Raw genomic sequence first — 14,118 nt, forward strand, 5'->3', positions numbered from 1 at the left:
GGCCGGTGGGCTCGGGGTGCGGTTGGGTCAGTCGCTGGGGCCGGCGCTGCCGAGCAGCGCCGCTGCGCGCGCCATCGCGGCGGGGTCGATGCGCGCGCGCACGCCGTGGAAGTCGGGGCCGCGGGTGGCATCGAGCCCCATGCGCGACGTGGTGCCGATGCCGGAGGCCGAGGGGTCGAGCGCGCTGCCGGGCAGGCCGTCGACGATGACGACGTCGCGGTGCGGCTGGAAGTGCGTGGCCAGTGCCCACAGCACCTCTTCGTCGCGCGTGACGTCGACGTCGTCGTCGACGGCGACGACCGTCTTCAGGTACGGGTCCCAGCCCAGCAGCCCCAGCATGACCTGCCGTGCCTCGCCGGGGCGGCTCTGCTTCAGCGCGACGTAGGCGTGGAAGTGCGTGCCCGAACTCGGGTAGTGCACCGCGGTGACGCTCGGGAAGCGCTCCTTGAGCTTCTCGACCATCTCCGACTCGCGCGGGATGCGGCCGAGGTTCAGGTGCTCGGCCGAGTTGCCGCCGACGACGTCGAGCAGCCACGCGTCGGTGCGGCGCATCAGCGTCTCGACACGCAGCAGGTTGTTCGTCGAACGGTCCGACGAGTAGCCGGTGAACTCGCCGAACGGGCCTTCCTCGGCATGCGCGTCGGGGTCGATCACGCCTTCGAGGACGAACTCGGCGTGCGCCGGTACCGCGATGCCGTACTTCGGCGTGCGCACGACTTCCAGCGGCGCGCCGAACAGCCCGCCGGCCACGTGCCGCTCGTCGACGCCATACGGCAGGCGCGCGGCCGCCGCGAGCATGAACAGCGGGTGCGCGCCGATCACCATCGCCACCGGCAGTGCGCGGCCCTGCGCCTTGTGGGCCTGCTGCAGGCGCCACAGGTGCCCGCGCGAGTGCAGGCTGGTGCCGATCTCGCGCGCGCCGTTGAGCATCGAGCGGTGGTAGCTGACGTTGCCGATGCCGGCGTCACGGTCCTCGGCGACGACGATCGCGTTGGTGATGTACGGGCCGCGGTCGGTCGCGAAGTGCCGGATCAGCGGCAGCTCGTCCCGCAGGTCGAAGCCGTCGCTGCGCACGACCGCCGTCACCGCGCCGCTGTCGACCTCGCGCGGCGCGCACAGCCGGCGGCTGCGCGCCTGATACTCGGCGTGGATACCCGCCGGACTCACGCCGCCGAGCATGCGCCCGACACGCTCGCGCGACGCGAACAGGTTGGTCACCAGCGGCGTCGCGATGCCCTGCACCTGTTCGAAGAACAGCGCCGGGTGGCGGCCGCGCGCCGCCAGCGTCCAGACGATGGCGGTCACGTCCTGGTCGGCACTGACCGGCTCGCGCAGCGCGAGCACGTCGTCGGGGTACAGCTCGCGGTAGGCGGCGACGAAGCGGTGCAGGTCCTGGCCGGTGTCGGCCAGCGCCGCGACGCGGGGGTCGAGGGCGGTCACGGCAGGCGCGCGTAGGTGTCCTTCAGGCGCAGCTGGGCCTCCTCGAGGTTGCGCGGCGGCGGTGTGGTCGGGATGCCGACCAAGCGGGCGATGTTGTTGCCCATGTAGTCCTCGAGGGTGTCCTCGTCCAGGCCGATGCCGTGCGGCGGTTCGCGGCACAGCATCTCGAGCTCGCGCAGCCACATGCCGGGCTCGTTGGGCGGGCTGTCGGTGCCGAACACGATCTTGTGCTTCGGCAGTTGCTTGGCGAACTCGGCGATGCGCGCCTGGAAGCACCAGCCCGACTCGCAGTACACGTTGGGCGTGTCCATCGCCATCCAGAACGCCTCGAACGAGTAGTTGCCGCCGGTCTGGATGCCGAAGTGCCCGATGATGAAGTTGACCATCGGGAACTCGCGGATGATCGGATAGAACATCGTCGGAATCGTGAACGGCCCGTCGCCGGTGTGGATCAGCACGACGATGTTGTACTTGGCGCACATCTTCATTGCCGGACGCAGCCAGTCCAGCGCGCGATCGGGCCGGTAGCCGTGCATGTTGGCGTGCAGCTTGATCATCTTGAAGCCGTACTCCTTGTGGTGGTACTCGATCTCGAGCGCACCGTTTTCCGGGCCCCAGCGCGGGTTGTAGGTGAAGTTGCCGATGAAGCGGTCGGGGTACTTCTGGCACAGGCTCGCGACGTAGGCCATGTAGTCGCGGATGCCGTCGCGCCCGCGGCGGTTGCCGTCGCGGTAGCCGGTGTTGCCGGGCGGCGGCTGGATGAAGCCCATGTCGATGCGCCGCGGCTTGCCGTTGATCATGTACGGGCCATCCATCAGCTTGAGCATGCGCTCGCCGGTGAACGGCTCGCCGGTGTGTCGCCATGCCTCGTCGACGAGGTTCGTGGGGTGCAGGTGGGTGTCGATGATCATGATGGTCTCGCGCGGGGCTTGCTCAGTACAGCGGGATCACGGGTTGCGGTGCGACCTTGCGGCCGAGGCGCTCGCAGGCTTCGTCGAAGCTGCGCGGCGGCGGTGACGTCGGCAGGCCGACCATGCGCGCGACGTTGTTGCCCAGATAGTCCTCGAGCGTGTCCTCGTCGAGGTTCAGCCCCTGCGGCGGGTTGGTGCACAGCACCTCGAGCAGTCGCAGCCACATGCCGGGCTCGTTCGGTGGCGTGTCGCTGCCGAAGAGGATCTTGTGCTTGGGCAGCGTCTTGGCGAACTCGACGATGCGCGACTGCAGGCACCACCCCGACTCGCAATAGACGTTGGGCAGCTCCATGGCCCACTGGTACGGCTCGAAGCAGTAGACGCCGCCGGTTTGCACGCCGAAGTGCGCCATCACGAAGTTGACCGTCGGGTAGGCCTTGATCATCGGCACCCACTCGGTCGGGATGCTGTACGGCCCGTCGCCGGTGTGCAGCTTGACGAGCACGCCGAGCTCGGCGCACTTGTCGAAGCACGGCCGCACCCAGTCGAGCGCGCGGTCGGGGCGGTACGCGTGCATGTTGGCCTGCATCTGCACCATCTTGAAGCCGTGCTCCTTGACGTAGCGCTCCAGCCCCTCGACGGCGGCCTTGACGCCGCAGCGCGGGTTGTAGACGTAGCAGCCGATGAAGCGGTCGGGGTGCTGCCGCACGGCCTCGAGGACGTAGGCGTGGTACTTGTCGATGCTTTGCGCGCCGGTCAGCTCGCCGTCGGTCCAGGTGTAGATCGTGTTGCCCTGCGGCGGCTGGATGAACGCCATGTCGATGCGCCGCGGCTTGCCGTTGACGAAGTACGGGCCGTCCATCGTCTTGAGCAGGCGGTCGACCGTGTACGGATCGCCGTCGTGCCACCAGGCGAGGTCGACCTGGTCGGTGGGATAGCAGCTGAGGTCGATGATCATCGGGGTTCTCTCATGTTGGGCAAGCACATGGTGGCACTGCTCGACGTGGCGATAAACGGTGCCGGCGGGATAAATCGATCAGGCGGGGTGATGAGGCGCGCCGAGCGCGGGTCGTGCAACTGGCTCAGGCGGCCAGGCAGCTGCGCAGCCCGGCGTCGAGGCGCTGCGCGTCGAGATCGCGGCCGATGAAGACGAGCTTGCTCGACGGTGTGCGCTCGCCCCACGGGTCGGCCGGCTGCAGGTCCATCAGCCGGTGCACGCCCTGCAGCACGTGGCGGCGTTCGTCGCCGGCGATCGCGACGACGCCCTTGAGCCGGAACAACTGCTCGCCACGCTCGTCGGCCAGCCGCGCGAGCCAGTCGAGCAGGCGCTGGCGGTCGAAGGCGGCGTCGTACACGCGGGCCACCGACTCGACCGACGGGTCGTGCACGTGGCCCGACGGCACCGCCGCCGCGTGGGAGTGCCCGTCGTGCCTGTGGTCGCAGTGTGCGTCGCACACGTGGTTGAGCTCGTCGTCCTGCAGCACCATCGGCGGCGGCATGAAGCCGCCGATGCCCAGGATGCGCGCGACGTCCACCCGCGCATGGCTCGAGCGCAGCATCGGCGCCGTCTCGTTGATGCGGCGCACGCGTGCCTCGACCGTGGCGAGCTCGTCTTCGCTGGCCAGGTCGATCTTGTTGATGACGATGCGGTCGGCCGTGACGAGCTGCTGCACCGCCTGGTTCGCATCGCCGTCGAGCTGCGGGTCGTCGAGGTGCGCGAGCGCGTGCTTGGCGTCGACCAGCGTGACGATCGCGTCGAGCCGCACCTGGCGCGCGACCTCGTGGTCCATGAAGAAGGTCGCCGCCACCGGCGTCGGGTCGGCCAGACCGCTGGTCTCGACCAGGATGTGATCGAAGCGCTCACGCCGTGCGAGCAGCTTCTGCAGCACCTGCACCAGGTCCTCGCGCACGTCGGCCACGCAGCAGATGCAGCCGTTGGTCATCTGGTAGATCTGCTCCTCTTCGACGCCGATCACGAGGTCGGAGTCGACGTCGACCTCTCCGAACTCGTTCTCGATCACCGCGATGCGGTGCCCGTGGCGTTCGGTCAGGATGTGGTTCAGCAGCGTCGTCTTGCCACTGCCGAGGAAGCCGGTCAGGATCGTGACGGGCACCGGACGTTCGGGGGTCAGGGGGGCGGTGGGGGTCATGGTGTCACCTCGGCCAAGGCCTGCAGGACTTTTTCGGGGGTGATCGGGAACGCACGGAAGCGCACGCCGATCGCGTCGTGGATCGCGTTGGCGATCGCGGGGCCGATCGCGATGATCGGGTCCTCGCCGACGCCCTTGGCGCCGAACGGGCCGCCGGGGTCGGGCGCGGTCTCGAGCATGATCGTGCGGATCGGCGGCATGTCCATCGACAGCGGCATCTTGTAGTCGACGAAGTTCGCGTTCAGGCTGCGGCCGGTCTTCGGGTCGACGACGTGGTCCTCGGTCAGTGTGTGGCCGATGCCCTGCTGGATGCCGCCTTCGATCTGGCCGGCGGCGGCCACCGGGTGGATCACCTTGCCGAACTCGTGCACCGGAACCACCTGCAGCACTTCGACCTGCCCGGTCTCGATGTCGACTGCGACCTCGACGAAGTGCGCGGCGAACGAATACGACTTGGTCGGCGTGTAGCTGCCGTGGCCGACGAGGTGCGCCGACGGGATGCCGCGCGCCGGGCTCATCACTTCGCGCACCGTGATCCGTCGCGACGCATCGGTCGTCACCGACACGACGCCGTCGCGCACGGTGAGCGCTTCGGGCGGCACCTCGAGCCGCTGCGCGGCGCGCTGCAGCATCTGCGCCTTGACCTGCTGCGCCGCCATCTGCGCCGCACGGCCGACCATGAAGGTGGTGTGGCTCGCGAAGGCGCCGATGTCCCATGGCACGACGTCGGTGTCGCCGTGCACGACGCTGACGTCCTCGAAGCGCAGGCCCAGTTCCTCGGCGACGATCTGCGCGAGCGCGGTGTGCGCACCGGTGCCCAGCCCGGCGGCGCCGGTCAACAGCGTCGCGCTGCCGTCCTCGTTCATCTTGACGATCGCGTTGCCCTGCTCCTTGATGCCGGGATACGCGCTCGAGCCGTGCATCTCGCAGCCCAGGCCCCAGCCGTAACGCAGCGGTCCCTGCGGCGGGCGCTTCGGCGGGCGTTGCGCGCCCCAGCCGACCTCGGCCATGCCGCGGCGGATGCAGTCCTCGAGCCCGTGGCCGACCAGCGGGTGCCCAGACGGCGCGAGGTCGCCCTCGCGCACCGCGTTCTTCAGCTTCAGCTGCGCGGGGTCGATGCCGAGCAGGGTGGCCGCCTCGTCCATCTGCAGGTCGAGCGCCCAGTACGCCTGCACGACGCCGTAGCCGCGGAACGCGCCGGCGATCGGGTTGTTGGTGTAGACGCACAGCCCCTCGAGGTCGACGTGCTCGCAGCGGTACAGCGAGGTCAGCGACGCCGTGCCGACCGTGGTCACACCGGGTCCGTGCGAGCCGTAGGCCCCCGAGTCGTAGACCAGCCGTGCCTGGCGCGCCGTGATCGTGCCGTCGCGCTTGAAGCCCTGCTTGAGCCAGATCCTGCACGGGTGGCGCGACCGACCGCCGAGGAAGGTCTCCTTGCGCGTGTACTCCATGCGCACCGGTTTCTTCGTCTGCCGTGCCAGCAGCGCGCACAGGAACTCGTGCTGGAAAAGGTCCTGCTTGGCGCCGAAGCCGCCGCCCATGTGGTCGCAGATCACGCGCACGTGATTCAGCGGCAGGCCGAGCACCTCGGCCAGGATGCCGCGCACCATGAAGGCGGTCTGCGTCGAGCTCCACATCGTCAGCTTGCCGTTGCCGTCCCACTGCGCGACGCAGACGTTGGGCTCCATGTACGCCGGGGTCGGGCGTCCGGTCTGGTAGTGGCCCTCGACGATCAGGTCGGCTTCGGCGAAGCCGCGTTCGACGTCGCCGCGCTTGACGCGCACCGGCGGCAGCACGAGGTTGCCACCCGGGCCGACGTCGTGGATCGCCGGGGCCCCGGGCGCGAGCGCGTCGTCGGTCGTGAAGACGGCCGGCAGCGGCTCGTACTCGACGTCGATCAGCTCGAGCGCCTGCTCGGCGACCTCCTCGCTCACCGCGGCGACGGCGGCCACGCCCTCGCCCCAGTAGCGCACCTTGGTGTCGAAGATGTACTGGTCCTTCGTGCACGACGCCGAGCGCGGGTGCGGCGAGCCGTAGTGCAGCACCCTGGGCACGTTCTCGTGCGTCAGCACCGCCTTGACGCCGGGCAGCGCGAGCGCGCGCGACGTATCGATGCGCCGGATGCGTGCGTGGGCGACCTGGCTGCGCAGGATCTTGCCGTGCAGCATGCCCGGCAGACGCAGGTCACCGGTGTACACCGCGGTGCCGGTGACCTTCTCCAGCAGGTCGCCGCGCCGCACGCTGCGCCCGATGACGGCATGGCCGCCGTCGTGCGCGATGGCCTGCACCTCGTTCGTCAAGGCCGCGTTCATGCCGCCACCTGCCGTGGGTCGAGCTGTGCCGCACAGCGCTGCACCGCCTCGACGATCTTCGTGTAGCCGGTGCAGCGGCAGATGTTGCCGGCCAGCGCGAAGCGGATCTCGGCCTCGGTGGGGCGCGGGTTGTCGTCGAGCAGCGCCTTGGCCATCATCAGGATGCCCGGCGTGCAGAAGCCGCACTGCGCGGCACCGCACTGCATGAAAGCCTCCTGCAGCGGGTGCACGTGGTCGGGGTCCGGCTGCAGCCCCTCGATCGTCTGCACCGCGCTGCCGTCGCACTCGACAGCGAGCACCAGGCAGGCGTTGACCGGCCGGCCGTCGAGGATCACGGTGCAGGCGCCGCAGTCACCGACGTCGCACCCCTTCTTCGTGCCGGTCAGGCCGGCTTCGAAGCGCAGCGCGTCGAGCAGGCTGCGGTTCGGCTCCACGGCGAGTTCGGCCGGCTCGCCGTTGATCGTCATCGTCACCACGGTCTTCATCGGGCAGGCTCCGCGGCCCGCTGCAGGGCCAGTTCGATCGCGCGCCGCGTTAGCACGCCGACCATGCGGCGGCGGTACTCGGCGCTGGCGCGCACGTCGCTGATCGGGCTGCTCTCGGCCATCGCGGTGCGCGCGACGACCTCGAGCAGGCCGGGGCTGATCAGGCGCTCGCCGCGCATCTGGTCTTCGGCACGGCGTGCGCGGATCGGCGTCGGCGCGACGGCGCCGAGCACGATGCGCAGGTCGTCGACGCTGCCGTCGTCGGCGAGCGCCAGCGACACCGCGACGCCGACGGTGGCCAGCTCCATCGCCTTGCGCCGGCCGTGCTTGAGGTAGGCCTTTCCGCTGCGTGGTGCCGGCGCCGGCAGCGTGAAGCCGGTGACGACCTCGTCGGGGCTCAGCACGGTGCGTCCCGGACCGGTGAAGAAGTCCTCGGCGGGGATGCGGCGCTCGCCGTCCGCGCTGCGGGTGTGCACGAGCGCGCCGTCGGCGATCAGCGGCGGCAGCGTGTCGGCCGAGGGCGACGCACGGCACACGTTGCCGGCCAGCGTCGCGCGGCAGCGCACCTGGATCGAGCCCAGCTCGCGCGCGGCCTGCCACAGTCCGGCGTAGTGACGCTGCACGTCGGCCGAGGTCTCGAGGTCGCGCACGCGGACGAGTGCGCCGATGTGCAGACCGCGTTCGGCGTCGTGGCCGAGCCGGTCGAGCCCCGGCACGCGCTTGAGGTTGACGACGTGCTGCGGCCGGCGCAGCGCTTCCTTGATCTCGACGAGCAGGTCGGTACCGCCGGCCAGCACGCTGGCGTGCGGGCCGTGCTGGCGCAGCAGTGCGACGACGTCGTTCAGGCTCGTCGGCGCGTGGTAGTCGAATGGCCTCATCGGTGTGGATCCCCTGGCGCCGGTCTATCGTGCACGCGCGTGACGCGGCGGTAAACGGCCACGCCGCTATATCTCGATCGGCCCGTTCGATGAGTGCACGCGGGCGTGGCCGCGGTTCACTGCGGTGGCGCGCCGCCTCTGGCCGCCGTGACGCCGGCCCAGCGGTAGGCGGTGCCGATGTCCAGATCGAACAGGTCGAGGATGCGCCCGAGCGTGTGGTCGACCATCTCGGCCAGCGAGGCCGGCCGCGCGTAGAACGCCGGCACCGGCGGCGCGACGATCGCCCCCATCTCGGTGACGGTCACCATGTTGCGCAGGTGCGCGAGCGTCAGCGGCGTCTCGCGTGCGAGCAGCACGAGACGCTTGCGTTCCTTGAGCATCACGTCGGCGGCGCGGCCGATCAGCGTCGTCGTGTGGCCGGTGGCGATTTCGGCCAGCGTCTTCATCGAGCACGGTGCGATTACCATGCCCAGCGTGCGGTACGAGCCGCTCGCGATGCAGGCGCCGACGTCGTCGTTCGCATGCACCTGGTGCGCCAGCGCCTGCACGTCGGCGAGCTTGAGGTCGGTCTCGCTGGCCATCGTCAGCTTCGCAGCGCGGCTGACGACGAGGTGCACCTCCAGCCCGTCGATGCCGCGCAGCAGCTGCAGCAGCCGGTGGCCGTAGACGAACCCCGAGGCGCCGCTGATGCCCACGACGATGCGACGCTGTGCCCCCATGTTCACCCTTCCATCAGCCGCCGTACTGCGGCACGTGCGTCGGCGCGAAGCTGCGCCAGGTCCAGTCCCGGCACTCTATCGTCTTGCGCGACGACGCGCCCGGCGCACAGCAACCACTTCAGGGTCGGACGCGCGCCGCTGACCACCGGCGCGAGCCCCGGGTCGTGCAGCCCGAAGAAGCGCGCGTCGTCGAGCGACCACACCGCGAGGTCGGCAGCCTGCCCGGCTGCCAGCGTGCCGACGCCGTCGAAGCCGAGCACACGCGCGCCGCCGGCGCTGGCCCAGTGCATGACGTCGTTGGCGGTCACCGCGTCGGCGCCGGCCTCGCCGTCGCCTTCGGGCCGAGCGCGGCTGCGGCTGCCGGCGTGCGCGCGGTGCACGAGCCAGGCGAAGTGCAGTTCGCTCAGCATGTCGGCCGCTTCGTTCGATGCCGCGCCGTCGACGCCGATCGATACCGGCGCACCCAGGCGCGCGAGCACCGGCGCCGGGGCGACTCCGCTGCCCAGCCGCGCGTTGCTCTGCGGGCAGTGCGCGATGCCGGTGCCGGTGGCCGCGAGCAGGCGCTGCTCGTCAGGCGTCACGTGCACCAGGTGCGCGAACCACACGTCCGGACCGAGCCATTCGTGCTCGCCGGCGAACTGCACCGGCGTCATGCCGTGCACCTCGCGCAGCTGCTCGATCGTCGACACCGTCTCGGCGAGGTGCGAGTGCAGCCGCACGCCGAGCGCGCGCGCCGCGCACGCGGCGGGCTTGAGCTCGTCGGTCCGCAGCGAGACGTTGATCGTCGTCGGCGCGAAGGCCACACGGCGCATCGGCCGTGCACCGGGCTGGTGGAAGCGCTGCACGGTGCGCTCGAGGTCGGCGAGCATCCCGTCCAGCGTCTCGGGCCGCAGGTGCGGCGGAGAGTCGGCCTCGACCTGCCGCACCTGCGTGGCCCCGCCGCGCAGCAGCATGAATCGCAGGCCCAGCCGCGCGGCCTCGTCGAAGAGGATTTCGGCGGCGTCGTGGCCGACACCGGGGTGATACAGGTAATGGTGGTCGGCCACCGTCGTGCAGCCCGACAGCAGCAGTTCGACCAGACCGATGCGCGCGGCCAGCCGCAGCGTCGCCTCGTCGAACGCGCCGCGGTGCCGGTACGGCACCGCCTGCAGCCACGGCATCAGCGTCAGGTCGATCGCGGCCGGCACGCCCTTGAGCAGCGACTGGAACAGGTGGTGGTGGGTGTTGACCCACCCCGGGGTCACGACGCAGTCGGTTGCGTCGAGCACGCGCTCGCCGGGCTGCGGCTGCAGCCCGCGCCCCAGTTCGACGACGACGCCGTCGGCGAGACGCACGTCGGTCGCGTCGTGGCGCGCCGCCGCGCCCGCGGCGCCGGTGACCAGTGCCGCGGCGCCGCGCAGCAGCAGGGCTTCGGCGTGTGCCATCGGCCCGGCCGGTCAGCGGTCCATCTCGCTCTCGTGCCAGCCGCCGAGCGCCCACTTCGACAGCGCCGACATCGCGATGAACAGCGCGATGCCGGTGGCCGTGATCAGCAGCAACGCAGCGAACAGGCGCGGAATGTTGAGCTGGAACCCCGACTGCAGGATCTGGTATGCGAGCCCCGATGCGGTGCCGCCGGTGCCGGCGACGAACTCGGCGACCACCGCGCCGATCAGCGCCAGCCCGCTCGAGATGCGCAGCCCGCCGAAGAAGTAGGGCAGGGCCGAGGGGACGCGCAGCCGCATCAGTGTCTGCCAGCGCGTCGCGCGGTTGAGCTTGAACAGGTTCTTCAGTCCGGGGTTGACGCTGCGCAGGCCGAGGATCGTGTTGCTGATGATCGGGAACAGCGCGACGATCGTCGCGCAGATCACCATCGCCGGGATCGGGTCGCGGACCCAGATGATGATCAGCGGCGCGATCGCGACGATCGGCGTGACCTGCAGCACGATCGCATACGGAAACAGGCTGACCTCGATCAGGCGGCTCTGCACGAACAGGAACGCCGCAGCGACGCCGAGCACGACGGCGGCGGTGAACGCGGCGAAGGTGATCTTCAGCGTCGTCGCCAGCGCCGACGACAGCAGCGCCCAGTCGGCCACCAGCGTGCGCACGATCTCGGCCGGCGACGGCACGAGGTAGGCGGGCACCTCGAACCACGTGCAGGCCGCCTGCCACAGCCCGATCAGTGCCAAGCCCACCAGCACCGGCGCGCCGAAGCGCGCCAGCGGGGACTCGACGAAGGGCCGCGGGCCGGCGGCGACGACGTCGTTGACCAGTGTTGCCGATGCCATCGGTGGTTCCTCCTGCGTCCGCGCGGTCAGCGCTCGCCGCGGTTGGCGCGCGCGAGGTGGTCGCTCAGCACGCGGCAGTCGTCGATGAAAGGCTGCGAAACCCGGTAGCTGTCGTCGCGCCGCTCGGGCGCGCGGATCGGCACGTCGGCAATCACGCGGCCGGGGCGTGCGGCCATGACGACGACGCGGCTCGACAGGAACACGGCTTCGTAGATGCTGTGCGTGACGAACACCACCGTCAGCCCCCGCTCGCGCCACAGTTCGTGCAGGTCGCTGTCGAGCTTGTTGCGCGTGAACTCGTCGAGCGCGCCGAAGGGTTCGTCCATCAGCAGGATGCTCGGCTGCACGGCCAGCGCGCGCGCGATCGATACGCGCATCTGCATGCCGCCCGAGAGCTCGCGCGGATAGACGCGAGCGAACTGGCTCAGGCCCACCAGCTCCAGCGCCTCCCGCACGCGCGGCAGGCTCTCGGACTTCGGCACACCGGCCAGATCGAGCGGCAGGCGCACGTTGTCGTCGACGCGTGCCCACGGCATCAGCGTCGCTTCCTGGAACACCATCGCCATCGAGCGGTGGCCGCTGCGCGGGCCGGCGGCGTCCTCGCCGTCGTGCAGCACGATGCGGCCGGTCGACGGCGTCTCGAGTCCGGCGAACATCTTCAGCAGCGTGCTCTTGCCGCAGCCCGACGGGCCGAGCAGCGAGACGAACTCGCCGCGATGGATCTTCACCGTCGCGCGGTCGAGCGCGTGGGTGCCGTTGGGGTAGGTCTTCTCGACGCGGTCGGCTTCGAGCACGACCTCGCCGACCGGCGTGATGGTGGGCACGAGACCCTGCAGCGCGGGCATGTCCATGTCGCGCTTCACGGCATCACCTGCAGGTCCTTCACGAAGCGCGTGGTGTAGGCCTTGCGCCAGTCGGTGTCGGGCTTCAGCAGTCCCCACTCGACCATGAACTTCGCCGTCTTCTCCCACCGCTCGTCGGTCATGATGCCGATGCCGAACCTGGCGGCGTCGCCGCCGGTGACGACCTGCATTTCCTTCAGCTTGGCGATGCCGAAGGCGATCTGGCCGTCGGTCATGTTCGGGTTGTCCTTCTTGATCAGCTCGTTGGCCGGCGTCGGGTCGCCCTGGATGTAGCTCTTCCACCCCTCGATCGTCGCGCGCACGAAGCGCTGCACGACGTCTGGCCTTTCCTCGACCATCTTGCGCGTCGTCGTGATCGCCTGCGTGTACGGCGGGTAGCCCTGCGCCGAGAGCAGGAAGAAGTTGGTCTTCACGCCCTTCTGCTGCGCCTGGTACGGCTCCGACGACGGGAACGCCTGCTGCACGATGTTCTTGTCAGCGAAGAACGGCTGCATGTTGAAGGTGTACGGGCGCATGTGTGCGTCGGTCAGGCCGTACTTTTTCTTGACCCACGGCCACCAGTAGGTGGTGCCGGTGCCGGCGACGAGGATCGTCTTGTCCTTCAGCTGCGACAGGTCCTTGACGTCCTCGTGCGTGAGCAGCCCCTGGATGTCGAACTGGAACGGCGCCGCGACGGTGACCAGCGGGAAGCCGCGCTCGACGCCCGACAGTACCGCGAAGTCGTAGTTCATGATGAAGTCGCTCTGCCCGGCCAGCAGCAGCTGGATGCCGTTGACCTGCGGCCCGCCCATGCGGATCGTCACGTCCAGCCCGTGCTTCTTGTACAGGCCGGTGGCCAGGGCCTGGTACACGCCGCCGTGCTCGGCCTGCGCGAACCAGGTCGTCGTCACCGTCACCTTGTCCTGGGCGTGCACGGCTGTCGGGCCGAAGCCCAGCACCAGTGCAGCGAGCCTGCACCACCGAAGAATGGAAAGGGGTCTCTGCGTCATCGCGATCTCCTGGAGTGCGTGTCGGGGGCAACCAAGCCAGAATCGGGCCAGCAGCGGGATTCATCGTTCCACTGCAGCCCTCCGCGACCAAGGGTGCCGCACCGATAAAGCGATCGAACGAACTCATGAATGTGACGACGCGCCAGCTGCGCGCCTTCATCACGGTGGCCGAGGTGCAGCACTTCACGCGCGCAGCCGAGCGGCTCGGTCTGTCGCAGTCGTCGGTCAGCACGCTGATCCGCGAGCTCGAGGACAACCTGGGCCTGCGTCTGTTCGACCGCCACACGCGCATGCTGCGGCTGACGCAGGCCGGCGCCGAGCTGCTGCCCGTCGCACGGCGTGCGATGGCTGGGCTCAACGACGTGCTCGGCAGCGCGAGCGAGCTGCGCGCCCTCGGCCGCGGGCGTGTCTCGGTGGCGGCCGCCTCGCTGCAGGCCGCGCTGTTGCTGCCGCCGCTGATTCGCCGCTACACCGAGGAGAACCCGGGCGTGCGCGTGAAGCTGTTCGACGTGCCCGAGCACGAGGTGATCGAGAAGCTGCGCACCGGCGAGGTGGACTTCGGGCTCGGTTCCGACACCGGCGCGCATCGCGACATCAGTGCACGCCCGCTGGTGGCCGACCGTTTCTACGTCGTGATGCGGGCCGATCACGCGCTGGCCCGCGGCGGCGAAGTGGCCTGGCGCGACCTCGTCGCCGAGCCGCTGATCGGACATCCGCCGGGCAACGCGGTGCGCGAGCAGCTCGACTTCGCGCTCGCCCGCGAAGGCATCCGGCTCGAACGCCGCTACGAAGTGCTGTTGCCGCTGACGATCCTCGGGATGGTCGAGGCGGGGCTGGGCATCGCCGTGATGACGACGGCGATGCTGCGGCTGGCGCACGCGATCGGCCTCGTCAGCCGCCCGGTCGTGGCCCCCGTCGTGCGCCGCGAGATCTCGCTGCTGTTCCACTCCGAGCGGTCGCTGTCGCCGGCCGCGCAGAACTTCCGCGACTTGCTGATGCGCCATCGCGACACGCTCGGCGACGTCGACACCGCCGCTGCGGGGTGCGCGCCTTGAGTGCGCAGCCCGCCGCGCCCGCGCGGGGGCGGCGACGCGCCGTGGC

The 14,118-nt window shown here is 70.2% G+C and carries 13 protein-coding genes; 1 reads left to right on the plus strand and 12 read right to left on the minus strand.

The genetic code is table 11. The annotated features are described in order from the left end of the window. Positions 1–27: 27 nt before the first annotated feature. From MOJ79_RS11195 to MOJ79_RS11250, 12 genes are all read right to left on the minus strand, one after another. Positions 28–1,440, minus strand: a complete 1,413-nt coding sequence (locus MOJ79_RS11195) for a UbiD family decarboxylase (RefSeq protein WP_241924225.1) — start codon at positions 1,438–1,440, stop codon at positions 28–30. Further along, positions 1,437–2,351 (minus strand): amidohydrolase family protein, encoded by a 915-nt coding sequence (locus MOJ79_RS11200; RefSeq protein WP_241924226.1) that lies wholly within the window; start codon positions 2,349–2,351, stop codon positions 1,437–1,439. Before MOJ79_RS11200 ends, MOJ79_RS11195 begins: the two co-directional genes overlap by 4 nt. Positions 2,352–2,373: 22 nt before the next feature. Further along, entirely contained in the window at positions 2,374–3,309 is a 936-nt protein-coding gene (locus MOJ79_RS11205; RefSeq protein ID WP_241924227.1) for an amidohydrolase family protein, read from the minus strand. A 124-nt stretch (positions 3,310–3,433) separates the two neighbouring features. Next, entirely contained in the window at positions 3,434–4,501 is a 1,068-nt protein-coding gene (locus MOJ79_RS11210) for a CobW family GTP-binding protein (protein WP_241924228.1), read from the minus strand. Continuing rightward, positions 4,498–6,813, minus strand: coding sequence for a xanthine dehydrogenase family protein molybdopterin-binding subunit (locus MOJ79_RS11215; protein WP_241924229.1), 2,316 nt, complete (start codon positions 6,811–6,813; stop codon positions 4,498–4,500). The genes MOJ79_RS11210 and MOJ79_RS11215 overlap by 4 nt, the downstream gene beginning before the upstream one ends. Beyond that, complete coding sequence (locus MOJ79_RS11220) at positions 6,810–7,298, minus strand: (2Fe-2S)-binding protein (protein WP_241924230.1); 489 nt, start codon at positions 7,296–7,298, stop codon at positions 6,810–6,812. The genes MOJ79_RS11215 and MOJ79_RS11220 overlap by 4 nt, the downstream gene beginning before the upstream one ends. Next, on the minus strand, positions 7,295–8,176 hold the full coding sequence (locus MOJ79_RS11225; RefSeq protein WP_241924231.1) for an FAD binding domain-containing protein: 882 nt from the start codon (positions 8,174–8,176) through the stop codon (positions 7,295–7,297). Before MOJ79_RS11225 ends, MOJ79_RS11220 begins: the two co-directional genes overlap by 4 nt. 116 nt (positions 8,177–8,292) lie before the next feature. Continuing rightward, positions 8,293–8,895, minus strand: coding sequence for a UbiX family flavin prenyltransferase (locus MOJ79_RS11230; RefSeq protein ID WP_241924232.1), 603 nt, complete (start codon positions 8,893–8,895; stop codon positions 8,293–8,295). A gap of 2 nt (positions 8,896–8,897) precedes the next feature. Next, positions 8,898–10,319, minus strand: a complete 1,422-nt coding sequence (locus MOJ79_RS11235) for an amidohydrolase family protein (protein WP_241924233.1) — start codon at positions 10,317–10,319, stop codon at positions 8,898–8,900. 12 nt (positions 10,320–10,331) lie between these two features. Beyond that, complete coding sequence (locus MOJ79_RS11240) at positions 10,332–11,165, minus strand: ABC transporter permease (protein ID WP_241924234.1); 834 nt, start codon at positions 11,163–11,165, stop codon at positions 10,332–10,334. Positions 11,166–11,191: 26 nt separating this feature from the next. Beyond that, on the minus strand, positions 11,192–12,016 hold the full coding sequence (locus MOJ79_RS11245) for an ABC transporter ATP-binding protein (RefSeq protein ID WP_442863116.1): 825 nt from the start codon (positions 12,014–12,016) through the stop codon (positions 11,192–11,194). 8 nt (positions 12,017–12,024) lie between these two features. Continuing rightward, positions 12,025–13,017, minus strand: a complete 993-nt coding sequence (locus MOJ79_RS11250) for an ABC transporter substrate-binding protein (RefSeq protein WP_241924235.1) — start codon at positions 13,015–13,017, stop codon at positions 12,025–12,027. Between the two features lie 125 nt (positions 13,018–13,142). Between MOJ79_RS11250 and MOJ79_RS11255 the strand changes: the two genes are divergently transcribed. Then, positions 13,143–14,072, plus strand: coding sequence for a LysR family transcriptional regulator (locus MOJ79_RS11255; protein WP_241924236.1), 930 nt, complete (start codon positions 13,143–13,145; stop codon positions 14,070–14,072). Positions 14,073–14,118 lie beyond the last annotated feature (46 nt).

Source organism: Calidifontimicrobium sp. SYSU G02091, assembly GCF_022631395.1.
Classification (GTDB): domain Bacteria; phylum Pseudomonadota; class Gammaproteobacteria; order Burkholderiales; family Burkholderiaceae_C; genus Calidifontimicrobium; species Calidifontimicrobium sediminis.

Excerpts from the sequence above, each read along its gene's own strand:
- MOJ79_RS11200 (WP_241924226.1), bottom strand. The coding sequence starts at position 2,351 with ATGATCATCGACACCCACCTGCACCCCACGAACCTCGTCGACGAGGCA.
- MOJ79_RS11205 (WP_241924227.1), bottom strand. The coding sequence starts at position 3,309 with ATGATCATCGACCTCAGCTGCTATCCCACCGACCAGGTCGACCTCGCC.
- MOJ79_RS11210 (WP_241924228.1), bottom strand. The coding sequence starts at position 4,501 with ATGACCCCCACCGCCCCCCTGACCCCCGAACGTCCGGTGCCCGTCACG.
- MOJ79_RS11215 (WP_241924229.1), bottom strand. The coding sequence starts at position 6,813 with ATGAACGCGGCCTTGACGAACGAGGTGCAGGCCATCGCGCACGACGGC.
- MOJ79_RS11220 (WP_241924230.1), bottom strand. The coding sequence starts at position 7,298 with ATGAAGACCGTGGTGACGATGACGATCAACGGCGAGCCGGCCGAACTC.
- MOJ79_RS11225 (WP_241924231.1), bottom strand. The coding sequence starts at position 8,176 with ATGAGGCCATTCGACTACCACGCGCCGACGAGCCTGAACGACGTCGTC.
- MOJ79_RS11230 (WP_241924232.1), bottom strand. The coding sequence starts at position 8,895 with ATGGGGGCACAGCGTCGCATCGTCGTGGGCATCAGCGGCGCCTCGGGG.
- MOJ79_RS11235 (WP_241924233.1), bottom strand. The coding sequence starts at position 10,319 with ATGGCACACGCCGAAGCCCTGCTGCTGCGCGGCGCCGCGGCACTGGTC.
- MOJ79_RS11240 (WP_241924234.1), bottom strand. The coding sequence starts at position 11,165 with ATGGCATCGGCAACACTGGTCAACGACGTCGTCGCCGCCGGCCCGCGG.
- MOJ79_RS11245 (WP_442863116.1), bottom strand. The coding sequence starts at position 12,016 with ATGGACATGCCCGCGCTGCAGGGTCTCGTGCCCACCATCACGCCGGTC.
- MOJ79_RS11250 (WP_241924235.1), bottom strand. The coding sequence starts at position 13,017 with ATGACGCAGAGACCCCTTTCCATTCTTCGGTGGTGCAGGCTCGCTGCA.
- MOJ79_RS11255 (WP_241924236.1), top strand. The coding sequence starts at position 13,143 with ATGAATGTGACGACGCGCCAGCTGCGCGCCTTCATCACGGTGGCCGAG.